At 71.5% G+C, this 18370-nt stretch carries 25 protein-coding genes; 20 read left to right on the forward strand and 5 right to left on the reverse strand.

All coding sequences use genetic code 11. The features are described 5' to 3' along the window. The first annotated feature begins 24 nt into the window (after window positions 1-24). From BLW84_RS00470 to BLW84_RS47140, 12 genes are all read left to right on the forward strand, one after another. Entirely contained in the window at window positions 25-279 is a 255-nt protein-coding gene (locus tag BLW84_RS00470; RefSeq protein WP_093260010.1) for a toluene-4-monooxygenase system B family protein, read from the forward strand. Window positions 280-288: 9 nt separating this feature from the next. Then, entirely contained in the window at window positions 289-627 is a 339-nt protein-coding gene (locus BLW84_RS00475; protein WP_093260012.1) for an MmoB/DmpM family protein, read from the forward strand. After that, a complete protein-coding gene (locus BLW84_RS00480) occupies window positions 624-1610 on the forward strand; it encodes a ferritin family protein (RefSeq protein WP_093260014.1) in 987 nt (328 codons plus the stop codon). The genes BLW84_RS00475 and BLW84_RS00480 overlap by 4 nt, the downstream gene beginning before the upstream one ends. A 5-nt stretch (window positions 1611-1615) precedes the next feature. Beyond that, window positions 1616-1789 carry a Rieske (2Fe-2S) protein gene (locus BLW84_RS00485; protein WP_177226189.1) on the forward strand — a complete coding sequence of 58 codons (174 nt, stop codon included), beginning with the start codon at window positions 1616-1618 and terminating at the stop codon, window positions 1787-1789. A gap of 67 nt (window positions 1790-1856) precedes the next feature. Next, window positions 1857-2579 (forward strand): LamB/YcsF family protein, encoded by a 723-nt coding sequence (locus BLW84_RS00490; RefSeq protein ID WP_093260016.1) that lies wholly within the window; start codon window positions 1857-1859, stop codon window positions 2577-2579. Between the two features lie 72 nt (window positions 2580-2651). Then, on the forward strand, window positions 2652-2900 hold the full coding sequence (locus tag BLW84_RS00495; protein WP_093260018.1) for an acetyl-CoA carboxylase: 249 nt from the start codon (window positions 2652-2654) through the stop codon (window positions 2898-2900). Beyond that, entirely contained in the window at window positions 2897-4270 is a 1374-nt protein-coding gene (locus BLW84_RS00500; protein WP_093260020.1) for an acetyl-CoA carboxylase biotin carboxylase subunit, read from the forward strand. Before BLW84_RS00495 ends, BLW84_RS00500 begins: the two co-directional genes overlap by 4 nt. Beyond that, window positions 4267-5157: a 5-oxoprolinase subunit B family protein gene (locus BLW84_RS00505; RefSeq protein WP_093260022.1), complete on the forward strand. Its 891-nt coding sequence runs from the start codon at window positions 4267-4269 to the stop codon at window positions 5155-5157. Before BLW84_RS00500 ends, BLW84_RS00505 begins: the two co-directional genes overlap by 4 nt. Beyond that, on the forward strand, window positions 5147-6115 hold the full coding sequence (locus tag BLW84_RS00510; RefSeq protein ID WP_093260024.1) for a 5-oxoprolinase subunit C family protein: 969 nt from the start codon (window positions 5147-5149) through the stop codon (window positions 6113-6115). The genes BLW84_RS00505 and BLW84_RS00510 overlap by 11 nt, the downstream gene beginning before the upstream one ends. A 29-nt stretch (window positions 6116-6144) precedes the next feature. Then, on the forward strand, window positions 6145-6330 hold the full coding sequence (locus BLW84_RS00515; protein ID WP_093260026.1) for a tautomerase family protein: 186 nt from the start codon (window positions 6145-6147) through the stop codon (window positions 6328-6330). Window positions 6331-6547: 217 nt separating this feature from the next. After that, window positions 6548-7003, forward strand: coding sequence for a MarR family winged helix-turn-helix transcriptional regulator (locus tag BLW84_RS48300; protein WP_218157172.1), 456 nt, complete (start codon window positions 6548-6550; stop codon window positions 7001-7003). 25 nt (window positions 7004-7028) lie between these two features. Next, complete coding sequence (locus tag BLW84_RS47140) at window positions 7029-7175, forward strand: hypothetical protein (RefSeq protein WP_177226190.1); 147 nt, start codon at window positions 7029-7031, stop codon at window positions 7173-7175. Window positions 7176-7282: 107 nt separating this feature from the next. On the opposite strand, the gene BLW84_RS00525 is transcribed toward BLW84_RS47140, so the two are convergent. Continuing rightward, window positions 7283-8383 carry a hypothetical protein gene (locus BLW84_RS00525; protein ID WP_093260030.1) on the reverse strand — a complete coding sequence of 367 codons (1101 nt, stop codon included), beginning with the start codon at window positions 8381-8383 and terminating at the stop codon, window positions 7283-7285. Between the two features lie 382 nt (window positions 8384-8765). Here BLW84_RS00525 and BLW84_RS00530 point away from each other — a divergent pair, with 382 nt between their 5' ends. Beyond that, the gene (locus BLW84_RS00530; protein ID WP_093260495.1) at window positions 8766-9629 is read left to right on the forward strand and encodes an NAD(+)/NADH kinase; all 864 of its coding nucleotides are present in this window, start codon (window positions 8766-8768) and stop codon (window positions 9627-9629) included. 16 nt (window positions 9630-9645) lie between these two features. On the opposite strand, the gene BLW84_RS00535 is transcribed toward BLW84_RS00530, so the two are convergent. Continuing rightward, complete coding sequence (locus BLW84_RS00535) at window positions 9646-10113, reverse strand: DUF6194 family protein (RefSeq protein ID WP_093260032.1); 468 nt, start codon at window positions 10111-10113, stop codon at window positions 9646-9648. Between the two features lie 180 nt (window positions 10114-10293). Here BLW84_RS00535 and BLW84_RS00540 point away from each other — a divergent pair, with 180 nt between their 5' ends. Beyond that, window positions 10294-11757, forward strand: coding sequence for a xylulokinase (locus BLW84_RS00540; RefSeq protein WP_093260034.1), 1464 nt, complete (start codon window positions 10294-10296; stop codon window positions 11755-11757). An 80-nt stretch (window positions 11758-11837) separates the two neighbouring features. After that, on the forward strand, window positions 11838-12188 hold the full coding sequence (locus BLW84_RS00545) for a DoxX family protein (protein ID WP_093260036.1): 351 nt from the start codon (window positions 11838-11840) through the stop codon (window positions 12186-12188). 95 nt (window positions 12189-12283) lie between these two features. On the opposite strand, the gene BLW84_RS00550 is transcribed toward BLW84_RS00545, so the two are convergent. Next, on the reverse strand, window positions 12284-12733 hold the full coding sequence (locus tag BLW84_RS00550) for a hypothetical protein (RefSeq protein ID WP_093260038.1): 450 nt from the start codon (window positions 12731-12733) through the stop codon (window positions 12284-12286). A gap of 134 nt (window positions 12734-12867) precedes the next feature. On the opposite strand from BLW84_RS00550, the gene BLW84_RS00555 reads away from it, so the two are divergent. From BLW84_RS00555 to BLW84_RS00565, 3 genes are all read left to right on the forward strand, one after another. Further along, complete coding sequence (locus BLW84_RS00555; protein ID WP_093260040.1) at window positions 12868-14004, forward strand: AI-2E family transporter; 1137 nt, start codon at window positions 12868-12870, stop codon at window positions 14002-14004. Between the two features lie 72 nt (window positions 14005-14076). Then, window positions 14077-14490 carry a phage holin family protein gene (locus BLW84_RS00560; RefSeq protein WP_093260042.1) on the forward strand — a complete coding sequence of 138 codons (414 nt, stop codon included), beginning with the start codon at window positions 14077-14079 and terminating at the stop codon, window positions 14488-14490. Further along, window positions 14487-14765: a DUF3618 domain-containing protein gene (locus BLW84_RS00565; RefSeq protein WP_093260044.1), complete on the forward strand. Its 279-nt coding sequence runs from the start codon at window positions 14487-14489 to the stop codon at window positions 14763-14765. Before BLW84_RS00560 ends, BLW84_RS00565 begins: the two co-directional genes overlap by 4 nt. A 7-nt stretch (window positions 14766-14772) precedes the next feature. Here BLW84_RS00565 and BLW84_RS45950 read toward each other — a convergent pair whose 3' ends face one another. Continuing rightward, window positions 14773-14958, reverse strand: coding sequence for a hypothetical protein (locus BLW84_RS45950; protein ID WP_143060824.1), 186 nt, complete (start codon window positions 14956-14958; stop codon window positions 14773-14775). 168 nt (window positions 14959-15126) lie between these two features. Here BLW84_RS45950 and dgoD point away from each other — a divergent pair, with 168 nt between their 5' ends. Together dgoD and BLW84_RS00575 are read left to right on the forward strand one after the other, a co-directional pair. After that, window positions 15127-16272, forward strand: coding sequence for a galactonate dehydratase (dgoD, locus tag BLW84_RS00570; protein WP_093260497.1), 1146 nt, complete (start codon window positions 15127-15129; stop codon window positions 16270-16272). 278 nt (window positions 16273-16550) lie between these two features. Next, window positions 16551-16781, forward strand: a complete 231-nt coding sequence (locus BLW84_RS00575; protein WP_093260046.1) for a hypothetical protein — start codon at window positions 16551-16553, stop codon at window positions 16779-16781. A gap of 86 nt (window positions 16782-16867) precedes the next feature. Here the strand turns inward: BLW84_RS00575 and BLW84_RS00580 are convergent, their stop codons facing one another. After that, window positions 16868-18082: a helix-turn-helix domain-containing protein gene (locus BLW84_RS00580; RefSeq protein ID WP_093260048.1), complete on the reverse strand. Its 1215-nt coding sequence runs from the start codon at window positions 18080-18082 to the stop codon at window positions 16868-16870. Window positions 18083-18370 lie beyond the last annotated feature (288 nt).

Here is an 18370-nt window from a genome sequence, read left to right on the forward strand (position 1 = left end):
CCGGCGCATCGAGGAGGTCCAGTCATGGCAGTCATCCCGTTGGCGGCGAACTTCGCCGGCGACTTCGTCATCAAGCTCCTCCCGGTCGACTCCGGGAACACGATGGACGAGGTGGCCGCGGCCGCCGCCGCGAACTCGGTCGGCATCCACGTCCCCGATCAGCCGGGCCGCGTCCTGCGCGTCCGCAAGCAGGGCGCCGAAGCGCCGTACGGGCGCGGCACCACGGTCGCCGACGCGGCGCTCGAACCGACCGAGTGCGTTGAAATCTACTTCGAGTGAGGAACTCCGATGAGCGACACCGATCCCATCGTCGACCCCGTCGGCCCGGTCCTCCAGTCCGGTGAGGTGGCCCGCGCGGTCGCCGACGCCGCGGTGATCGACAACCCCGGGCGCCGCGTCGACGTCCGGGACCGCGGCTCCTACCTGCGCATCGAGGTCGAGGGCGGCGAGTGCGTGCTGCACCGCGCCACGATCGCCGAGGAGCTCGGCCGGCCCTTCAAGATGTCCGAACTCGAACTGATCATGCCGTCGTTCGTCGGCCGGATCGACACCGGCAGCGACGTCTACCGCTTCTTCCACACCTTCGAGCAGGCGAAGAGCCCCAAGCCCGGGGAGGCCCACGCATGAGCGCACCGATGAAACCACTCAAGACCTGGGGCCACCTGGCGGCCCGGCGCCGCAAGCCCAGCGAGTACGAGATCGTCTCCACGAAGCTGCTGTGGCACACCCGGGACGCCGAGCAGCCGTGGGACGTCGGGCACACCGGCTTCATGGCCGACTTCTACCGGAAGTACCGCAACCAGAGCCCGGTCACCCACGAGGACTGGGACGGCTTCCGCGACCCCGACGAGCTGGTCTACCGCACCTACAACATCCTGCAGGACGGCCAGGAGACGTACGTCGAAGGCCTGCTCGACCAGCACAACTCCGAGGGCCACGACAAGGGGCTCGCGCCGGAGTGGACCGCCGCGCTCGTGCAGCTCTACACGCCGAGCCGCTACCTGCTGCACACCATCCAGATGGCCAGCGCCTACCTGGTGCACATGTCACCGGCCAGCACGATCGCGAACTGCGCCGCGTTCCAGGCGGCCGACTCGCTGCGCTGGCTGTCCAATGTGGCCTACCGGACGGCGGAGCTCGGGCTGGCGCACCCCAGCATCGGATTCGGCGAGCGCGAGCGGGAGCTCTGGGAGGAACTGCCCGTCTGGCAGGGCTTCCGCGAGCTCATGGAGCGGCAGCTCACCACGTTCGACTGGGCCGAGGCCTTCGTCGCGCTCAACGTCGTCGCCAAGCCCGCCTTCGACGAGTTGGTGCTCAGGCAGCTCGGCCTCAGCGCGCGCCGGCACGGCGACACGCTGCACGCGCTGCTGGCGGAGGCCGCGCTGCGCGACAGCGAGCGCTCGCGCCGGTGGACCTCGGCGCTGGTCGCGCACATGTCCGAAGTCGATGCCAACCTGCCGCAGCTCACCGAGTGGGTCGCGAAGTGGCAGCCGCTGGCGGACACCGCGATCCGGGCGTACGGCGAGGAGATCCCGGAGAACGCCGAGGCGGCGGACAATGCCATCGGCGCGGTGAAGGCGTTCCAGCGGCAGCTCGGACTGGGCAGCTGACGACGATGGAGACCCTTGTGGAGCACCAGATCTCGGTGGCGGGCACCGACATCGGCTTCACGAGCTTCGAGGGCATCAACCCGGGCCACGCGCGCCTGGCCCGCTACCCGGTCAAGGTCGACGGCGACGAGGTCTACATCGATCCGGACGGCGACACCCCGAAGGTCGCCCATTGCTGAAAGTCCGGCAGGTGGGCTGCCGCTTCAACGACGAGACCCGGGTCCGGGAGAGAACGAGGAACGAACGATGGTTGCCATCAACTGCGACATGGGCGAGGCCTACAGCATCTACCGGTGCGGCGACGACGAGGGCATCATGCCCTACATCACCGTCGCGAACGTCGCCTGCGGGTTCCACGCGGCCGACCCCGTCGTGATGCGGAAGACCGTAGCGCTGGCCAAGGAGCACTCCGTCAAGGTCGGGGCGCACCCGTCCTTCCCCGACCGCGACGGGTTCGGCCGCCGTGAGATGAAGATGGGCCGCGACGAGCTCACCGCGTCCGTCATCTACCAGGTCGGCGCGCTGGCCGCCTTCCTGCAGGAGGAGGAGATGCCGCTGAACCACATCAAGCCGCACGGCGCGCTGTACGGGCTGGCCGCCCGCGACGAGGAGGTCGCGGGCGCCATCGCGGATGCCGCCGAGGTCTTCGGCGTCCCGCTGATGGGCATGGCGAACTCCATGCACGAGCGGGTGTGGGGCGCGCGGGACGCGGGCTTCATCGCCGAGTACTACACCGATCTCGACTACCGCGACGACGGCTCGCTGATCATCACCCGCGAGCACGCCGCCTACGACCCGGCCCTCGCCGCGGAGCGTTCGGTGCGGGCCGTGACGGAGAACGTCGCGACTTCCGTCAGCGGCAAGGACATCCCGATGCGGGCGGACTGCATCTGCATCCACTCCGACACCCCGGGCGCCGTGGACCTCGCGAAGGCGGTCCACGCGGCCCTCAAGCCCTACCTGACCTGAGCGAACCGGCGGCGGTCCCGCGCGGGGCCGCCGCCTCCCGATCGGACGAACCAACGATTGCGAGGTGCGCAGATGGCTCGGCACGACGTGGTGTCGCCCATTCCCGGCGTCTTCTACCGCAGGCCCGATCCCAACACCCCCGAGTACGTCGAAGTCGGCCAGCAGGTCGCGGCCGAGGACACCGTCGGCCTGGTGGAGATCATGAAGTCGTTCCACCAGATTCCCGCCGGCGTCGCAGGCACGGTCGTCGAGGTCGTCGCCGAGAGCGAGTCCGTGGTCGACGCCGGGCAGTCGCTCGTGGTCATCGAGGTCGACGGATGAAGCGCCTGCTCATCGCGAACCGAGGCGAGATCGCCGTGCGGATCATCCGCGCCGCCCGCGATCTCGGGATCGAGACGGTGGCCGTGGCCAGCGACGCCGACACCGGGGCCAAGCACGCCCGGCTCGCCGACTCGGTGGTCCACATCGGACCCGCGCAGGCGAGCAAGAGCTACCTCGTCACCGACGCCGTCGTCGCGGCGGCTCGCGAGTCCGGGGCCGACGCCGTGCACCCCGGGTACGGCTTCCTGTCCGAGCGCGCGGACTTCGCCGCTGCCGTCGCCGACGCGGGGCTGACGTTCGTCGGCCCCGACGCGCCGGTGATCGAGCAGATGGGCGACAAGGTGCGGGCCCGGCAGGTCGCCGCCGCCGCGGGTGTTCCGACGGTGCCCGGCACTCCCGGCGGCATCGACGACGTGGCGGTCGCGGTCGAGGCGGCCGCCGAGATCGGCTACCCGGTGATGCTGAAGGCCGCGGCGGGGGGCGGCGGCCGCGGCATCCGCGTCGTCTCCGACGAGTCCGAGCTGGCGACCGCCTTCCCCGCGGCCTCGCGGGAGGCCGCCAGCGCCTTCGGCGACGGGCGCATGTACCTCGAACGCTTCGTGCGCAGCGCTCGGCACGTCGAGGTGCAGGTGCTCGGCGACGGCGAGCGGGCCATCCATCTGTTCGAGCGGGAGTGCTCGCTGCAACGCCGGCGGCAGAAGGTGATCGAGGAGGCCGGCTCGCCCGGCATCGACGAGGGCATCCGCCGGGCGATGACCGAGGCCGCGGTGCGGCTGTGCGAGCAGGTCGGCTACCGCAGCGCGGGAACCTGCGAGTTCCTCGTCGACGACGACACCGGCGAGTTCTTCTTCATCGAGATGAACACCAGGATCCAGGTCGAGCACCCGGTCACCGAGCTGATCACCGGCATCGACCTGGTCGCGCAGCAGCTGCGCATCGCCGCGGGCGAACCGCTGGGCCTGGCCCAGGCCGACGTCGCGAAGCGCGGCCACGCCATCGAGTTCCGGATCTGCGCCGAAGACCCCGAGCGCGGGTTCATGCCCTGCCCCGGCCGCATCGAGCACGTCGAGCTGCCCGGCGGCCCGTGGGTGCGCACGGACACCTGGCTGGCCTCCGGAAGCCAGGTGTCGCCGTTCTACGACTCGCTGGTGGCGAAGCTGATCGTGTGGGGCGAGGACCGGATGTCCGCGCTGCGGCGGGCGAAACGCGCGCTCGGCGAGTTCGTGGTCGACGGCGTGCCCACCACCACGGCGCTGCTGACCGAGATCATCGACCAGCCGTGGTTCGCCGATGCGCGGTTCGACACCGGCACGCTCGAAACCTGGCTGGAGCAGCGCGCGAACCCGAGCCCGACGGGAGCGACGACATGACCGCCGACACCACCGCGAGGTACAGCTGGGGCGGGGATGAGCACATCTTCGTCGAACTCGCCGAGTCGATGAGCCTGCCCGCGAGCATCCGGGCCATGGCCATCACCACGTCGCTGCGGGCGAACCGGCCGGACGGGATCCTGGAGATCTGCCCGGCCAACGCCTCCTACCAGGTCCGCTACGACCCGGACGTGATCGAGCCGCGCGCGCTCCTGAAGCACCTGCAGGACATCGAGCGGGAGATCGGCGACGCCGGCGACTTCAGCCTCGCCACCCGGGTGGTCGAAATCCCGGTCCTCTACCGGGATCCGTGGACCACCGAGACGCTGATGCGCTTCCGGGACCGGCACCAGGACCCGGACGCCACCGACATCGAGTACGCGGCCCGCATCAACGGCCTCGCCGGGCCCGAGGAGTTCATCCGGGCGCATTCGGGGTCGCCGTGGTTCACCTCGATGGTCGGGTTCGTGACCGGCCTGCCGTTCATGTTCCAGATGGTTCCCCGGCAGCGGCAGCTGGTCGTGCCCAAGTACCTGCGCCCCCGGACCGACACCCCGAAGCAGACCGTCGGCCACGGCGGCTGCTTCGGCTGCATCTACTCGGTCCGCGGCGCGGGCGGGTACCAGATGTTCGGCGTCACGCCGGCGCCGATCTACGACCCCGCCCAGACCATGCCGGACTTCGACGACTTCATGGTCTACTTCCGCCCCGGCGACATCGTGAAGTTCACGCCCATCGACCGGGATCGCTACGACGACCACGTGCAGGAGGTCGAGGCCGGGGAGTACCGGATCCGGTCGCGGCGGGTCGACTTCGGCCCGAAGGCCTTCCTCGACGACCCGGACGGCTTCAACGCCCGCCTGCTGGAGGTGCTCCGTGCCGATTGAAGTGCGCACACCAGGCCTGTCCACCACCGTGCAGGACGCGGGGCGAAACGGCTACTACGACGTCGGGATCCCGCCCTCGGGCGCGCTCGACCAGTTCTCCTTCGCCGCCGCCAACCACCTCGTCGGCAACCCGGCGTCGGCGGCGGTCCTCGAATGCGCCTACCTGGGGCCGGAACTGCGCTTCACCGAACCCGCGGTGATCGCGGTGACCGGCGCGCAGCTGCCGCCGCGGATCAACGGCGCGGAACGCCCGCTGTGGGAGTCCTTCGAGGTCGATGCGGGGGACGTGCTGGACTTCGGCTTCGTCGCGGCCGGGGCCCGGGCCTACGTCGCGGTGGCCGGCGGCATCGACGTGCCGCCCGTCCTCGGCAGCCGGTCCACCCACGCGGTCGGCGGCCTCGGCGGGGTGGAAGGCAGGCCGCTCGCGGCGGGCGACGTGCTGGCCATCGGCGACGCCCGGCGGGGCGCGGCCGGGCGGGTGCTGCCCGCCGAGCTGCGGCCGGTGCTGAGCAAGGACGTCGAGGTCCGGGTGGTGATGGGCCTCTACGACCACATCCTCGCGCCCGCCGGCCGCGAGAACTTCCTGACCACCACCTGGACCCTGACGCCGGTGGCCGACCGGGTCGGCTTCCGCTACTCGGGTTCCGAGCTGGAGCTCGTCGAGCGCACGCCGCCGTTCGGCGCGGGTCAGGACCCGTCGAACATCGTCGACGCCCCCTACCCGATCGGCTCGATCCAGGTCCCCGGCGGCGTGGAGCCGATCATCCTGCACCGGGACGCCGTCTCCGGCGGCGGCTACATGATGGTCGCCACCGTGATCAGCGGCGATCTCGACGTGGTCGCCCAGTCCGCGCCCAACACCCGGACCAGGTTCGTCGAGGTCGGCCTCGACGAGGCTCTGGACGCCCGCCGCGCGTACCGGGCACGAGCCCGGCGCGTGGCCGACCTGTTCGGCTGAGAAGTTCCGCGAACTCCAGGAGGAATCCCATGCCTCATGTTCGGATCGACTGGTTCCAGGGCCGCACCGCCGAGCAGAAGCGGGAGCTCGCCGAGGTGCTGACCCGCGAGATCTGCCGGATCGGCCGCTGCGAGCCCGACGCGGTCGGGATCGTGTTCACCGATGTGGACAAGGAGAACTGGGCCCGCGCCGGCAAGCTCTTCGCCGACGGCTGACCGCCACCCACCACGACAGGAGAGTCATGGCAACGCTGCGCGCGCACGCCCTGATCGACTGCGCCGCCGACGCCGTCGCGAACCTGCCGGCCTTCGTCCGCTGACGAGCCGGGGCGCTCCGCTGCGGCGGAGCGCCCCGGCTCGTCAGCGGCGTTCCGCGCGTGACGGCCGGGATATAGTTCGTGTGCGTCCTTGTTCAAGCGGAGGTGAACGAACGGTGCCGACCGAGGCAGACCTCGCCGAAACCCTGGCCACCGCCATCGGCGGGCTCGGCCCCCTGGCGCGCCGGCTGAACCAGGTGCACACCCGGCTGTGGCACGAGCAGGTGGACCGCGACCTCACCGGCCCTCAGTTCACCGTGCTCAGCCTGCTGCACATGCACGGCGACCTGGACCAGGGGGCGCTGGGCGGCCTGGCCCACCTGGACAAGTCCACGGCGGCGCCGCTGCTGGACCGGCTGGAACGACGGGGCCTGGTGGAGACCGCCAAGGACGACACCGACAAGCGGCGCAAGCTGGTGCGCCTCACCGACGACGGCCGGGAACTGGCGGGCCGGCTGGCCCCGGCAGTCATCTCGGTGAGCGACCAGATGCTGTCGTCGCTGACGGACGAGGAGCGCGAGCAGTTCCTCGCCCTGCTGCACCGCCTGGTCCAGCCCCCGGCCGACCAGTAGCCGTCGCTCAGGTCCCGACCCGCTGGTGCAGGTGCTGCTGGCGCTGGCATTCGCCGCGGCAGTCGGGGTGCTCGCCTACGGGGCGGGCCGCAACCGGCACCGCGCCGGACCGGCGGCGCGTCGCGTCCTGCACCTGCGCATCGGGCGCGGCCGCGATGATCTGCCCGAATGACCCGCAGAACCCTTGTCCGGCAACACGATTCGTTCCGCTGGAAAGCCGGGGCACCGAGTCCACGCAGAGCGAACGATCCGGCGACGGTGCGTGTTCCCGCCGGCCGATCAGCTGCCCGCCAGATGCGCCGCCAGTTCGAGGTTCGCCACGGCCTCGGCGGGGGTGCGCCGGCCGTGCCCGCAGGCCGCCGCGACCCCGGCGACGCGCTGACCGAGCGCGGCCTCCGCCAGCGACAACGCTCGCGCGGACAACTCGGGTTGCCGCTCGTCCACGCAACCGGCGATCACCTCGATGCCGCGAACGAGCCCGCGGAGCGGTGCGTAGGCGGCGGTGTCCGCCAGCGGCGGCTGGTCGCCGTGGGCCATCGGGATGTGGACGGCGGGCATCCGGCGGCCGAAGGCGCGCAAGCGCGCGGCCAGCGCGTTGATCACCAGCACCGCCGGCCCAAGGTCCTCGGGGCCGAACAGCGACACGTGCCCGAGATCGCCGTGGCACAGGTGCAGCGTCCACCGCGCGCTGCTCGGCGCCGAAACGATCACGCGCGCGAGCTGGAACGCCAGCAGGTGCGCGATCACCGGCCGCGCCGGTTCCGGCGCGCGGTGCAGGGCGTAGAGGACCGCCGGGGATTCCAGCTGGAGCGCCACTTCGTCCGTCCCGTGGCGCTGCGCGACGGCGGCCACCTCGGCGGAGATCATCCGCTCGAAAACCGGGAAGTGCCGCAGCGCCCGCGCCGGAGCGCCCAGCGTGAACATCGCGAGGTCCAGCGGCGACGGCACGCTGACCTGCACCGGCGGCAGCGGCCCGGAGCCGGTGTCCAGCTCCCGCCGGGACGCGACCGCCGGGGAGACCTCCGCCGGGCGCCCCAGCTCGACGTCCTCGACCGTCAGCCGGTGCCCCCGCCGCACCCGGTAGAACGGCATGTCCGCGTAGTTCGCGCACTCGCCCGACCGCACCACCTCGAACGCGGGCACCTGCGCCCGCGACATCAGGAAGCCGACGATCCAGCGCGGGTCGACGTCGCACGGCACCGCGCTCAGCCGAGCGCCGACGGAGTGGTCGAGCACCCACCGCATCCGCGTCCGCGGGTCGGGGTCGAGGCCACTCGGCAGCGAACCCACCAGGTGCACGAAGCGCGGCGGGGCGGTTCGCAGGCCCGCCGCGGCGCTGGCCTGCGGCACCGGCGTTGCGGGATCGAGTCGCGAAATCATCTGGGACCTCCGTGCGGTCTGCGCGGCGAGCGGCCGGCGTGGGAATGGTGATCGCCGACGGTCGGGCCGTTGCGGCTGCGGCATCGCGCCCCGTTCGATGCCAGGGCATGCCTCGAAGGTCGATGTGCAGGTCCGGTCCGGCGCCACTTGCGGGCGACCGGCTTCCGGCGAATCGTTGTGGTGGAACGAATGGAACGATTCGATGATCACATCGCGCCGCCCCGGATGTCGGGCGCCGCCCCGGGGAACCGGCCGCAAACCATCCGGTCCGGTGACGGGCGCATCGGCACCGAGCACCCACGAGGGGCGACGCACCACAGTGGACCGATGCACGCGAGAATCTACAGTGGACTTGCACGACCGGAGCGAAAGGCGGCTGACGATGGGACTGATCGAGGCGGTCGGCCTAGTTCTGCACCCCGCGCGGCAGTGCCCCGAGGTGATCGAGACGATCGCGACCTGGGCGCGCACCAGGGACATCGAGGTGCTCGGCACCCCGGCGGAGGTCGCCGGCTACGGCCGGCCGGTCACCGCCGTGCCACCCGCGCAGCTGGTCCGGCGCGCGAACCTCCTCGTCAGCCTCGGCGGCGACGGCACCATGCTCCGGGCGCTCCGGCTCGGCTGCGAGACCCGGACCCCGGTGCTCGGCGTGAACCTGGGGCGGCTCGGCTTCCTCGCCGAGATCGACGTGCCCGAGCTGGACCAGGCGCTGTGCGCCATCGACGAGGACCTGTTCACCGTCGAGACCCGCTCCGGGCTGCGCATCAGCACCGCCGACCGCGAGGTGGTCGCGTTCAACGACATCGCGCTGGTGCGGGTGCCCGGCCACGGCATGGCCCTGGTGGAGGTGCAGGTGGAGGGGCACCCCTTCGTCAACTACGCCGCGGACGCCGTCGTCGTCGCCACGCCCACCGGATCGACCGCCTACAGCTTCTCGGCCGGCGGCCCGATCATCTCCCCCGACGTCGAGGGGCTGCTGGTCACGCCGGTGGCGCCGCACTCGGTCTTCAACCGCGCGCTCTTCCTGTCCCACCGGGAGAAGCTCGCGCTGCGCGTCCTGCCCACCAGCAGCGAGCTGGGCGTGGAGGTGGACGGGCAGCTGGTCGCGCACCGGTCGGCGGGGGCGGCGCTGGACATCACCGTCGAGCCCGCCGCCGCCCGGGTGGTGCGGCTCGGTCGCACCACGTACTACCAGCGCGTGCAGCGCAAGCTCCACCTCACCGGCTCGGCGGCCGAAGCCACCTGAGCCGCGCCGGCACCCGTCAGGACCTGGCCTTCCGGGCCTTCCGGTTCACGTGCTTGCGGGCCGCGAAGCGGTGCGCCTCGTCGAGCAATCTCCTTACCTCGTCGGCGGTTCCCGGCCCCGGGTTCACGACGCACACCCAGTACTGGGAGGCGTAGTGCGGATGCGGCATCACCTGGTCCCGAGCCGCGTAGTCGAACTCCGTGACGAGCACGCCGCTCTCGTCGCGGGTCGTGGGCGCCGGGCCGAACCGCTCGACGTACGAGTCCTTGGTCAGGCCGATGTTGATCCGGTAGGCGCCCGGGTGGTCGAGGTCGGATACCGCGTCGTAGTGGTCGCCGGTCACGATCGTCGCGAACGGCAGCCAGCGGTCGTCGGGGAGATCGCCGTCCGGGTCGTGGGCGAAGAAGGTGTCCCCGGCGTGCTCGACGGCTCGGACCCCGTCGAAGGTCTCCTCGATGTATCGCTTCGCGGCGGTGGCTTCCACCAACGGCCTCCTCGTTCTCGCCGGTCTTGGTCCTTCAAGTTTCTCATTGAAGTTCCTTTTGAGGCTTTTACGAGAACGAGCCGGAGAGGCCTGAGTTCGATGCGCGCAAACCTTCAAATCGCAGTTCACGACCCGCGGGTGCCGGAACGGGCCGCGCGGGGCCGGTGGTAGTTGTTGCTCATGCGCGCACCGGAGCTGATGCTGGGGATCGACGTCGGGACGACGGCCGTCAAGGTCGCCGCCTTCGGCCTGGACGGGACACCGGTCGCCGCGCACACCGCGGGTTACCCGATCGCCCGGCCGCGGCCGGGCTGGGCCGAGCAGGACCCGCTCGACTGGTGGCGCGGTTGCGAGGCGGGCATCCGCGCCGTCCTCGCCGGGTTCCCGGCGGGCGCGGTGCGGTCCGTCGGCGTCGTCAGCCAGGTGAACACCCACGTCTTCGCCGACGAGCAGCTGCGACCGCTGGCGCCGGCGATCATCTGGCAGGACCAGCGCTGCGCCGAGATCGCCCGCGAGCTCGACGCGCGGTTCACGCCGGCGGAGAAGACCCGGATCTGGGGCGGGCCGATCGTGCTCGACGCGTCGTTCGTCGGGGCCCGCGCGGAGTGGTTCGCGCGCGCCGAACCGGCGAAGTGGGCCCGCACGCGGTGGGTGCTCAGCCCCAAGGACTTCGTGATCGCGAAGCTCACCGGGCGGCTGGCGACCGACCAGCTCTCCGGGGTCCGCGTGGCCGGCTCCGCCGGATACCTCCCGGAAGCCGTGGGGGTCGTCGACGGGCTCGCCGAGAAGCTGCCGGAAATCCTCGAACCCGAGGCCCCGGTCGGTCGCGCGACCCATCCCGCGCTGGGCGCGGACGAGGTCGCGGTCGCCACGATGGACGCGTTCAGCGCCGTCTTCGGCAGCCGCACGACCGAGGCCGGGCGCGGCATGGTGCTGTGCGGGACGTCGCTGGTGGTCGCCGGCGCGTCGCACGAGTCGGTGCCGGTCGGGGAAGTCGTCACGTTCCCGCCGCGGAACGGGCTTTTCGTGCACGCGGGGCCGACGCAGGCCGCGGGCGACGCGCTGCGCTGGTGGGGCGAGGTCGCGGGCCTGAGCATCGAGGAGGTGCTCGCCGCCGCGGCGACCGGAACCCCGGGAGTGGTCTTCACACCGCACCTGATGGGCGAACGCGCCCCGCTGTGGGATTCCGACGTGCGCGGCAGCTTCTTCGGGCTGAGCTCGGCGACCTCGACGGCCGACATGTCCATCGCGGTCCTGCAGGGCGTGGCGATGTCCGGCAGGCACGTGCTCGACGCGGTGGAGCGGGCCTGCGGAAACCAGCTGTCGTCCCTGACCTTCTCCGGCGGCGGCGCGCGAAGCGACCTGTGGACGCAGATCCACGCGGACGTCCTCCAGCGGCCCGTCGAGCGGCTGCGGGTGCACGACAGCGCCGTGCTCGGCGCGGCCCTGCTGGGCGCCGTCGGCGCGGGCCTCTTCCCGGACATCGAGACCGCGGCCGCCGAAACCGTCGCGGTGGACCGCGTCTTCGACCCCGCACCCGGCGCCGACCGCCTCGCTCCCCTGTACGAGGCGTACCGCGGCTCGCACGCGGCCCTGCGCGATCTCCACGGTCGCCTGGCGGAATGGCGAGCCGCGAACGCCTGAGGACCGGGCCTGTCACAACTCGGGGCGCTCCCACGTCCCATCGGCGAAAGCACCTTTCCCCGACCGAGCAGGGAGCGAACATGATCGAACCGTGGTGGCCGCTGGCCGTGCTGGCCGTCGTCCAGTTCGGCGATGCACTCCTGTGCATCAAGCCCGTCGACTTCGTCCGCCAGTGCCTCATCGACGTCGGCTTCCCCGAGCGGTTCTGGTGGCTGCTCCCGACGCTGAAGGTCGCGGCCACCGCGGGGCTGGTCATCGGCATCTGGTTCCGCCCGCTGGCGATCCTGACCTGCGCGGCCCTGGTGCTGTACTTCCTGATCGCGTTCTCCTCGCACGTCCGCGCGAAGGACCTCGGCCGGAACCTGTTCCTCAACTGCACCGGCATGCTCGTCGCCTGCGGCGCGGCCCTGGTCTTCAGCATCGTCGCCTGACCACACCCGGGGGAGCCGGCGCGGATCGACCGCCGATCCGCGCCGGCGCGGAGTTGCGCGGCACTGGAAAAGTGTTGCCGCACAACCAGGTCGTGTCAGGACCGTCGCAGTGCGTTCGCATCCTCGAAGGTGAGCGCCTGGTAGATCGCGGAGAGGAGCTTGAACGCCTCGTCGTAGCCGGTGCTTCCGCCGCGCTCGTCGTCGCGCTCGTCGTCGCGATCGTCGTCGCGATCGGTGGACGGGCGGACAGACGTGGCCACGGACGCGATGATGCTGTTGCACAGCGTCGCGAGCCTCCGGTGCTGCTCCTCCGGAGCGAGGGCAGCGAGCGCGCCGAAGAGCGCCTTGGTCGCCTCCCCGGGACTGAGGCCACTCTCGTGTTCGGAGAACCGGATGTTGAACAGCGGAATATCCCGGAGCTTCGCCGGGTCCGGCTCCACCCGGAGCTGGCCGACCAGACCCGTGAGCGTGATGCTCCCGCCCTCCACCGTCTCCCCCACGCTCGTTCGCAGAGCTTCCTCCAGATTCGGAAGCTTGGGCGCCATCTCTTGCTCCTCGGTAACGACTTTCACGGTTCGGGTGCGCGCACCCGAACCGACCGTACGAACGGGGCATCGCCCACGCAGGCCGAACGCGGACGCATTCCCCCCTCCGCAAGCGAAGATCACCGGCACGTTTGATGATCAGCACCGCGGGCCAACCACGGGAGGTGGACGGTTCGGGGCGGGGCGGTGTCGCGGCGTCGGTCCCGCGCGGCCTGCGCGTCGCCGCCGCCGCGGGATGGCGGCTGCTGGTGCTGGTGGCCGTCGGCTGGGTGCTGTGGCAGGTGTTCAGCCTGCTCTACGGCGAAGTCATGTCGGTGGCGGTGGCGGCGCTGCTCGCCGCGTTGATGTCGCCTGCGGTGCGCTGGTTGATCCGCAGAGGGCTGAACCGCACGCTCGCGACGACCGCGGTGCTCGTCGGCGGGCTCGCCGCGCTCGGCGCCGTGCTGGCCGTGGTGATCAACACGCTGGTCGCGGGGCTGGCCGGGCTGAGCGAGCAGCTGGTCGCCAGCTTCGAGCAGATCCACACGTGGCTGATCCGAGGCCCGCTGAGCCTGAGCCAGCAGGAGCTCAACCAGGTCTTCCAACAGCTTTCGGAGGCACTGCGGATCGACCGCGGCGGCCTGCCGACGACCGCGCTGGCGACCACCGGCACCCTGCTGCGGTTCCTCGCCGGCGTGCTGCTCGGCCTGTTCACCCTGTTCTTCTTCCTCCGCGACGGCGACTCGATCTGGCGGTTCCTGGTGCGGGTCACGACTCCGCGCGCGATCCGGTTCCGGGTGCGCACCGCGGGCGAGGACGGGTTCACCACGCTCGTCGCCTACGTCCGCGCGACCGCGGCGGTGGCGTTCATCGATGCCGCCCTGATCGGCATCGGTGCCACGGTGCTGGGTGTGCCGCTGCCGTTCGTGCTGGCCGTGCTGATCTTCCTCGGTGCCTTCGTGCCCTACATCGGCGCGGTCGTCACCGGCGGCCTGGCGGTGCTGGTCGCGCTGGCCGCCAACGGCGTGATCACCGCGCTGATCCTGCTCGCCGTGGTCGTCTGCGTGATGCAGCTGGAAGGGCACGTGCTGCAGCCGCTGCTGCTCGGGCACGCCGTGCGGCTGCACCCGCTGGCCGTGGTGCTCAGCGTGACCGCCGGCTTCACCCTCGCCGGCGTCGGCGGCGCGGTCCTGGCGGTGCCGCTGGTCGCCACGGCGAACACCGTCGTCCGCACCCTGCACGAGCAGGCCACGCCCCCGGAACGCGGCGGCAACGGCCACCACCAGCCGTGACGCAGGAATGACCACCGCGCGGAACGGGTATTGCCGGTGCACGCCCGAAGTTGTGTGGAGGGACGCCGAACGATGCATACCGAACCCGTGCACGCGCCGGACCTGTCGCAACGATCCACCGCGCAGCTCGTCCGCGACGTCGGCGAGCAGCTCTCGCGCCTGGTCCGCACCGAGGTGCGGCTGGCGCAGATCGAGCTGCGCAGCAAGGGAAAGCAGGCAGGCGTGGGGGCGGCGCTGATCAGCGCCGGAGGCGTGCTGGGGCTGCTCGGCGGCGCCATGCTCATCGCGACCGCGGTGCTCGCGCTGAACATCGTGCTCCCGGCCTGGCTCGCCGCCCTCATCGTGGCGGTCGCGCTGCTGGCGGTCGCGGGTGTCGCGGCGCTGGTGGGTCGATCACGGCTGAAGCGCTCTTCGGCCGCGCTGCCGGAATCCCTGGAGTCGATCAAGCAGGACTACCGCGAGCTGGGCAAGGCGCTCAAGCGATGACCGGACGTCGCGAGGAGGAAAGGGAGCGCGCCGGGCTCCGGGCCGAGCACGACCTGACCCTCCACGAACTGGGCAACACCCTCGACGAGCTCGTGCACCGCGCGGACATCCGCGGCCGGTCGAGGCGGGCCCTGCACGATGCCGTCGCACGCACGGGCGACCGCGCGGCTCGACTGGCGCGCGGAACCGCGAAGCCCTTGCTGGCGCTCGCACTCGTCGCCGGGGGCGTGATCGCCTACGCGATGACCAGGATGCTCCGCAGGTCGGGGCGGTAGTGCCGGGTCAGATCCGGACGACGTCGGCGGAGACGAGGCCGGTCGTCCCGAGCTGCCGCCGCGGCCGCCGGGTCCCCCACGGGCCGCGGATCGCGATTCGGTCGCTCGGCACCGGGCAGGCGCGGCGGCCTTCGACCGGCCGGTGAAGCACGACGTCGTTGTCGGACGTGGCGTGACTGGGCACAATCCTCACCCCGAGAATGGTGGTTTCGGCTCAAGAACGCAGCGGTCGGACAAGCGCTGCTTTAACCATTGTGCAACATGAGGTCGTTGTGGTAACGCCCGGCCCGCACACCCGACGCCATCAGGTGTTATGGACACGGAGAGCGACCGCGCGCAGCGGTTGCCGGAAGGCGGTTCGATGAAGATCGTTTCGTTGGAGACCTTTTCGGTCGCGCCCCGCTGGCTGTTCCTGGCCGTGCACACCGACGAGGGCATCACCGGCTGGGGCGAGCCGGTCGTGGAGGGCCGCTCCGCGACGGTCGCCACCGCCGTCGAGGAGCTCTCCGACCACCTCATCGGCCAGGACCCGTTCCGCATCGAGGACCACTGGCAGGTCATGACCAAAGGCGGCTTCTACCGGGGCGGGCCCATCCTGTCCAGCGCGGTGGCCGGCATCGACCAGGCGCTGTGGGACATCAAGGGCAAGGCGCTCGGCGCGCCCGTCCACGAGCTGCTCGGCGGCGCGGTGCGCGACCGCGTCCGCACCTACTCGTGGATCGCCGGCGACGAGCCGGACCGGGTCGCCGACCACGCCCGGGAACGCATGCAGGAGGGCTTCGACGCGGTCAAGATGAACGGCACCGGCAGGGTGCGCGCGCTGGAGTCCAAGGCCGAGCTCGATCTCCTGGTGGGTCGCGTCGCCGCGGTGCGGGAGGCCATCGGCGACCGCGCCGACATCGCCATCGACTTCCACGGCCGGGTCTCCCCCGCGCTCGCCCGCGAGGCCTGCCGCCTGCTGGAACCACTGCACCCGCTGTTCGTGGAAGAACCGATCGTGCCGGAGCTGACCGCCGACTTCGGGCGGATCTGCGCGTCCACCACCGTGCCGATCGCCACCGGGGAGCGGCTGTACTCGCGGTGGGACTTCCGCGACGTGCTCGGCTCGGGGATCGCGGTCGCGCAGCCGGACCTGTCGCACGCGGGCGGGATCTCCGAGGTCCGCCGGATCGCGGCGATGGCGGAGGCGCACGGCGTGTCCCTGGCCCCGCACTGCCCGCTGGGGCCGATCGCGTTCGCGGCGTCGCTGCAGATCGACTTCGCCTGCCCGAACGCGCTGATCCAGGAGACCAGCCTCGGCATCCACTACAACACCGGCTCGGACCTGCTGGACTACCTCGTCGACGCGAGCGTCTTCGACTTCCACGACAGCCACGTCGACCGGCTCACCGGACCGGGCCTGGGCATCGAGGTCGACGAGGCGGCGGTGCGCCGGGCCGCGGAGATCGGCCAGCGTTGGCGAAACCCGTTGTGGCGCAACGAAGACGGCTCCTTCGCGGAGTGGTGATCGACCAGCATCTCGAGTTTTCGCTTGCCGCGAAGGACAAGAGCCGAATCCTCCTCAGTGGACTGGACAACTCGCGCGGACTGGCGCGCGATGCCCCGACCGCGATCTCTTCAGCGTCTGGGGGACCCTGCACGCAGCCCGAACGGGGCACGATCGAACACAGCCCGAAGCACGGCGGCCGGGGGTGACACACATTCGGGGCGCAGGCCCTGCTGGATTCCGATGGGCAAGGCAAGTTCCCAGTCGCACCACCCCTTTCTAGTAGTAGGAGATGAGAAATGCGCACGACTGCCAAGCTCGTCCTCGCCGCCGCCGCGTCCACCGGCCTCATGCTGGGTGCCCAGGGCCTCGCCAGCGCCGACGAATCCCCCTTCGGGCAGCCCCAGCAGGAGCAGCAGCAGCCTCAGCAGGAGGAGCAGCAGCCTCAGGACGAGCAGCAGCCTCAGCAGGAGTCCAGCCCCTCGGAGTGGGCTCTCTCGGGCGGCTGGGCCAACATGATGGGTCAGTGACCTCGGCGTGATCACGACCTGATCGCACCGGAAAGCCTTCGAGGGGCGCCGCGCACCGGCGCCCCTCGAAGGCTGTCACGGGGAAGTCAGCGGACCGCGGTCACGTCCAGGTCGGCCAGGAAGCGGTACGGCCGGTGGTCCAGCAGATCACCGAACCGCTTGCGCAACCGGGACATCTCCGCGCGCACCGTGATCGTCCGGGTCCGGTCCCCGAACAGCTGCTCGGCGAGCTCGGCGGCGGTCCGCCCCGCCCGGTTCTCGGCCAGGTCGAGCAGGATCTCCGCGTGGCGCCCGCTGAGCCGATACGTCCAGTTCCCGGACGTCCGGTGCACGGTCAGGGCGGGGCGACCCGACCGCCGCACGTCGACCACCACGCGGGCCGCCGACGGCGCGTCCGGCGCGCAGGGGCGCAGCAGGATCCCCTCCGGCAGCGGTTCGAGCGAGCAGGCGCCGAACGCCGGCAGCCACGCCTCCTGCGAATCCAGCCGATCCGGCAGCGCGATGCGGTCCATCGGCGGCAGGCCGGTCGAGGCGGCCACCCAGCCGTTCGGGTCGACCACCAGGGCCTGCCCGTCGATCTTCGCCAGCAGCGGCGCGGCCACGGCGCGCAGCCGGTCCAGGCGGGTGCGGTGCGCATCGCGCAACTTCGCCTCCGCCAGCCCGGCCACCGCCCGGACCAGCGCGAGAGTGCTGGGATGCATGGTGCCGGCCGGCCCGCTGACGTCCACCGCGCCGAGCAGAAGCCCGTCGCGCGGGTCGCGGATCGGCGCGGCCGCGCAGGTCCACGCGTGGTGGCTGCGCACGTAGTGCTCGGCCGACTGGACCTGCACCGGTACGCCCTCGACCAGCGCCGTGCCGATGGCGTTCGTGCCCACCGTGTTCTCCAGCCAGCACGCGCCCTCGACGAACCCGAGGCGGTCGGCCTGGCGGAACACCCCCGGGTGCCCGTCCCGCCACAGGACTCGTCCCTCGACGTCGACGATGACCACGATGTGCCCGCCGCTCTCGGCCGCCGGTACCAGGCCACCGCGCAGCACCAGCAGCGCGTCATCGGTGATGCCGCAGGTGACGCGGCGGCGCTCAACCTCACCGGCGGACACCGGTCGGCTCTCCGCGCCGTGGTCCGGGTTGACGCCCTGGCTCCGCGCGCGGTGCCAGGACTCGACGATCAGCTGCCGCGGCGAAACAGCCGGGCGGCAACCGCTCACCACGGCGTCGTGCGCGCGGGCGACCACGCGGGCGTACTGCCGCGGGTCCGTCGCCACGGGGAGCGCGGTCTCGTCGAGGCGATGGGTCCGCATGTCAACTCCTGTCGCTCCCGCAACAACGCGGTGTCTCCCGCATCACGTCGCCATAGGAGACGACCGAGCCGGGCGGATGCGCAAGAGTTGCACAGGGTTGCATCCCGCGTCGAGGCCTTCGAGTCTCCGCGCAACCGAAACGATCTCGGATCCACAGAGGACTACTGACTTCACGAGAAGATCGTTGCCACTGGGCGGCATCCCACATGCAACCTGTTGCAACGCTGGTCCGCGCTTCCGAGATCCGCTTACGTTTGCCGACCAAGAGCCACGGCGGGTCTGCACATC

This window comes from Saccharopolyspora shandongensis (assembly GCF_900106995.1).
GTDB classification, from domain to species: domain Bacteria; phylum Actinomycetota; class Actinomycetes; order Mycobacteriales; family Pseudonocardiaceae; genus Saccharopolyspora; species Saccharopolyspora shandongensis.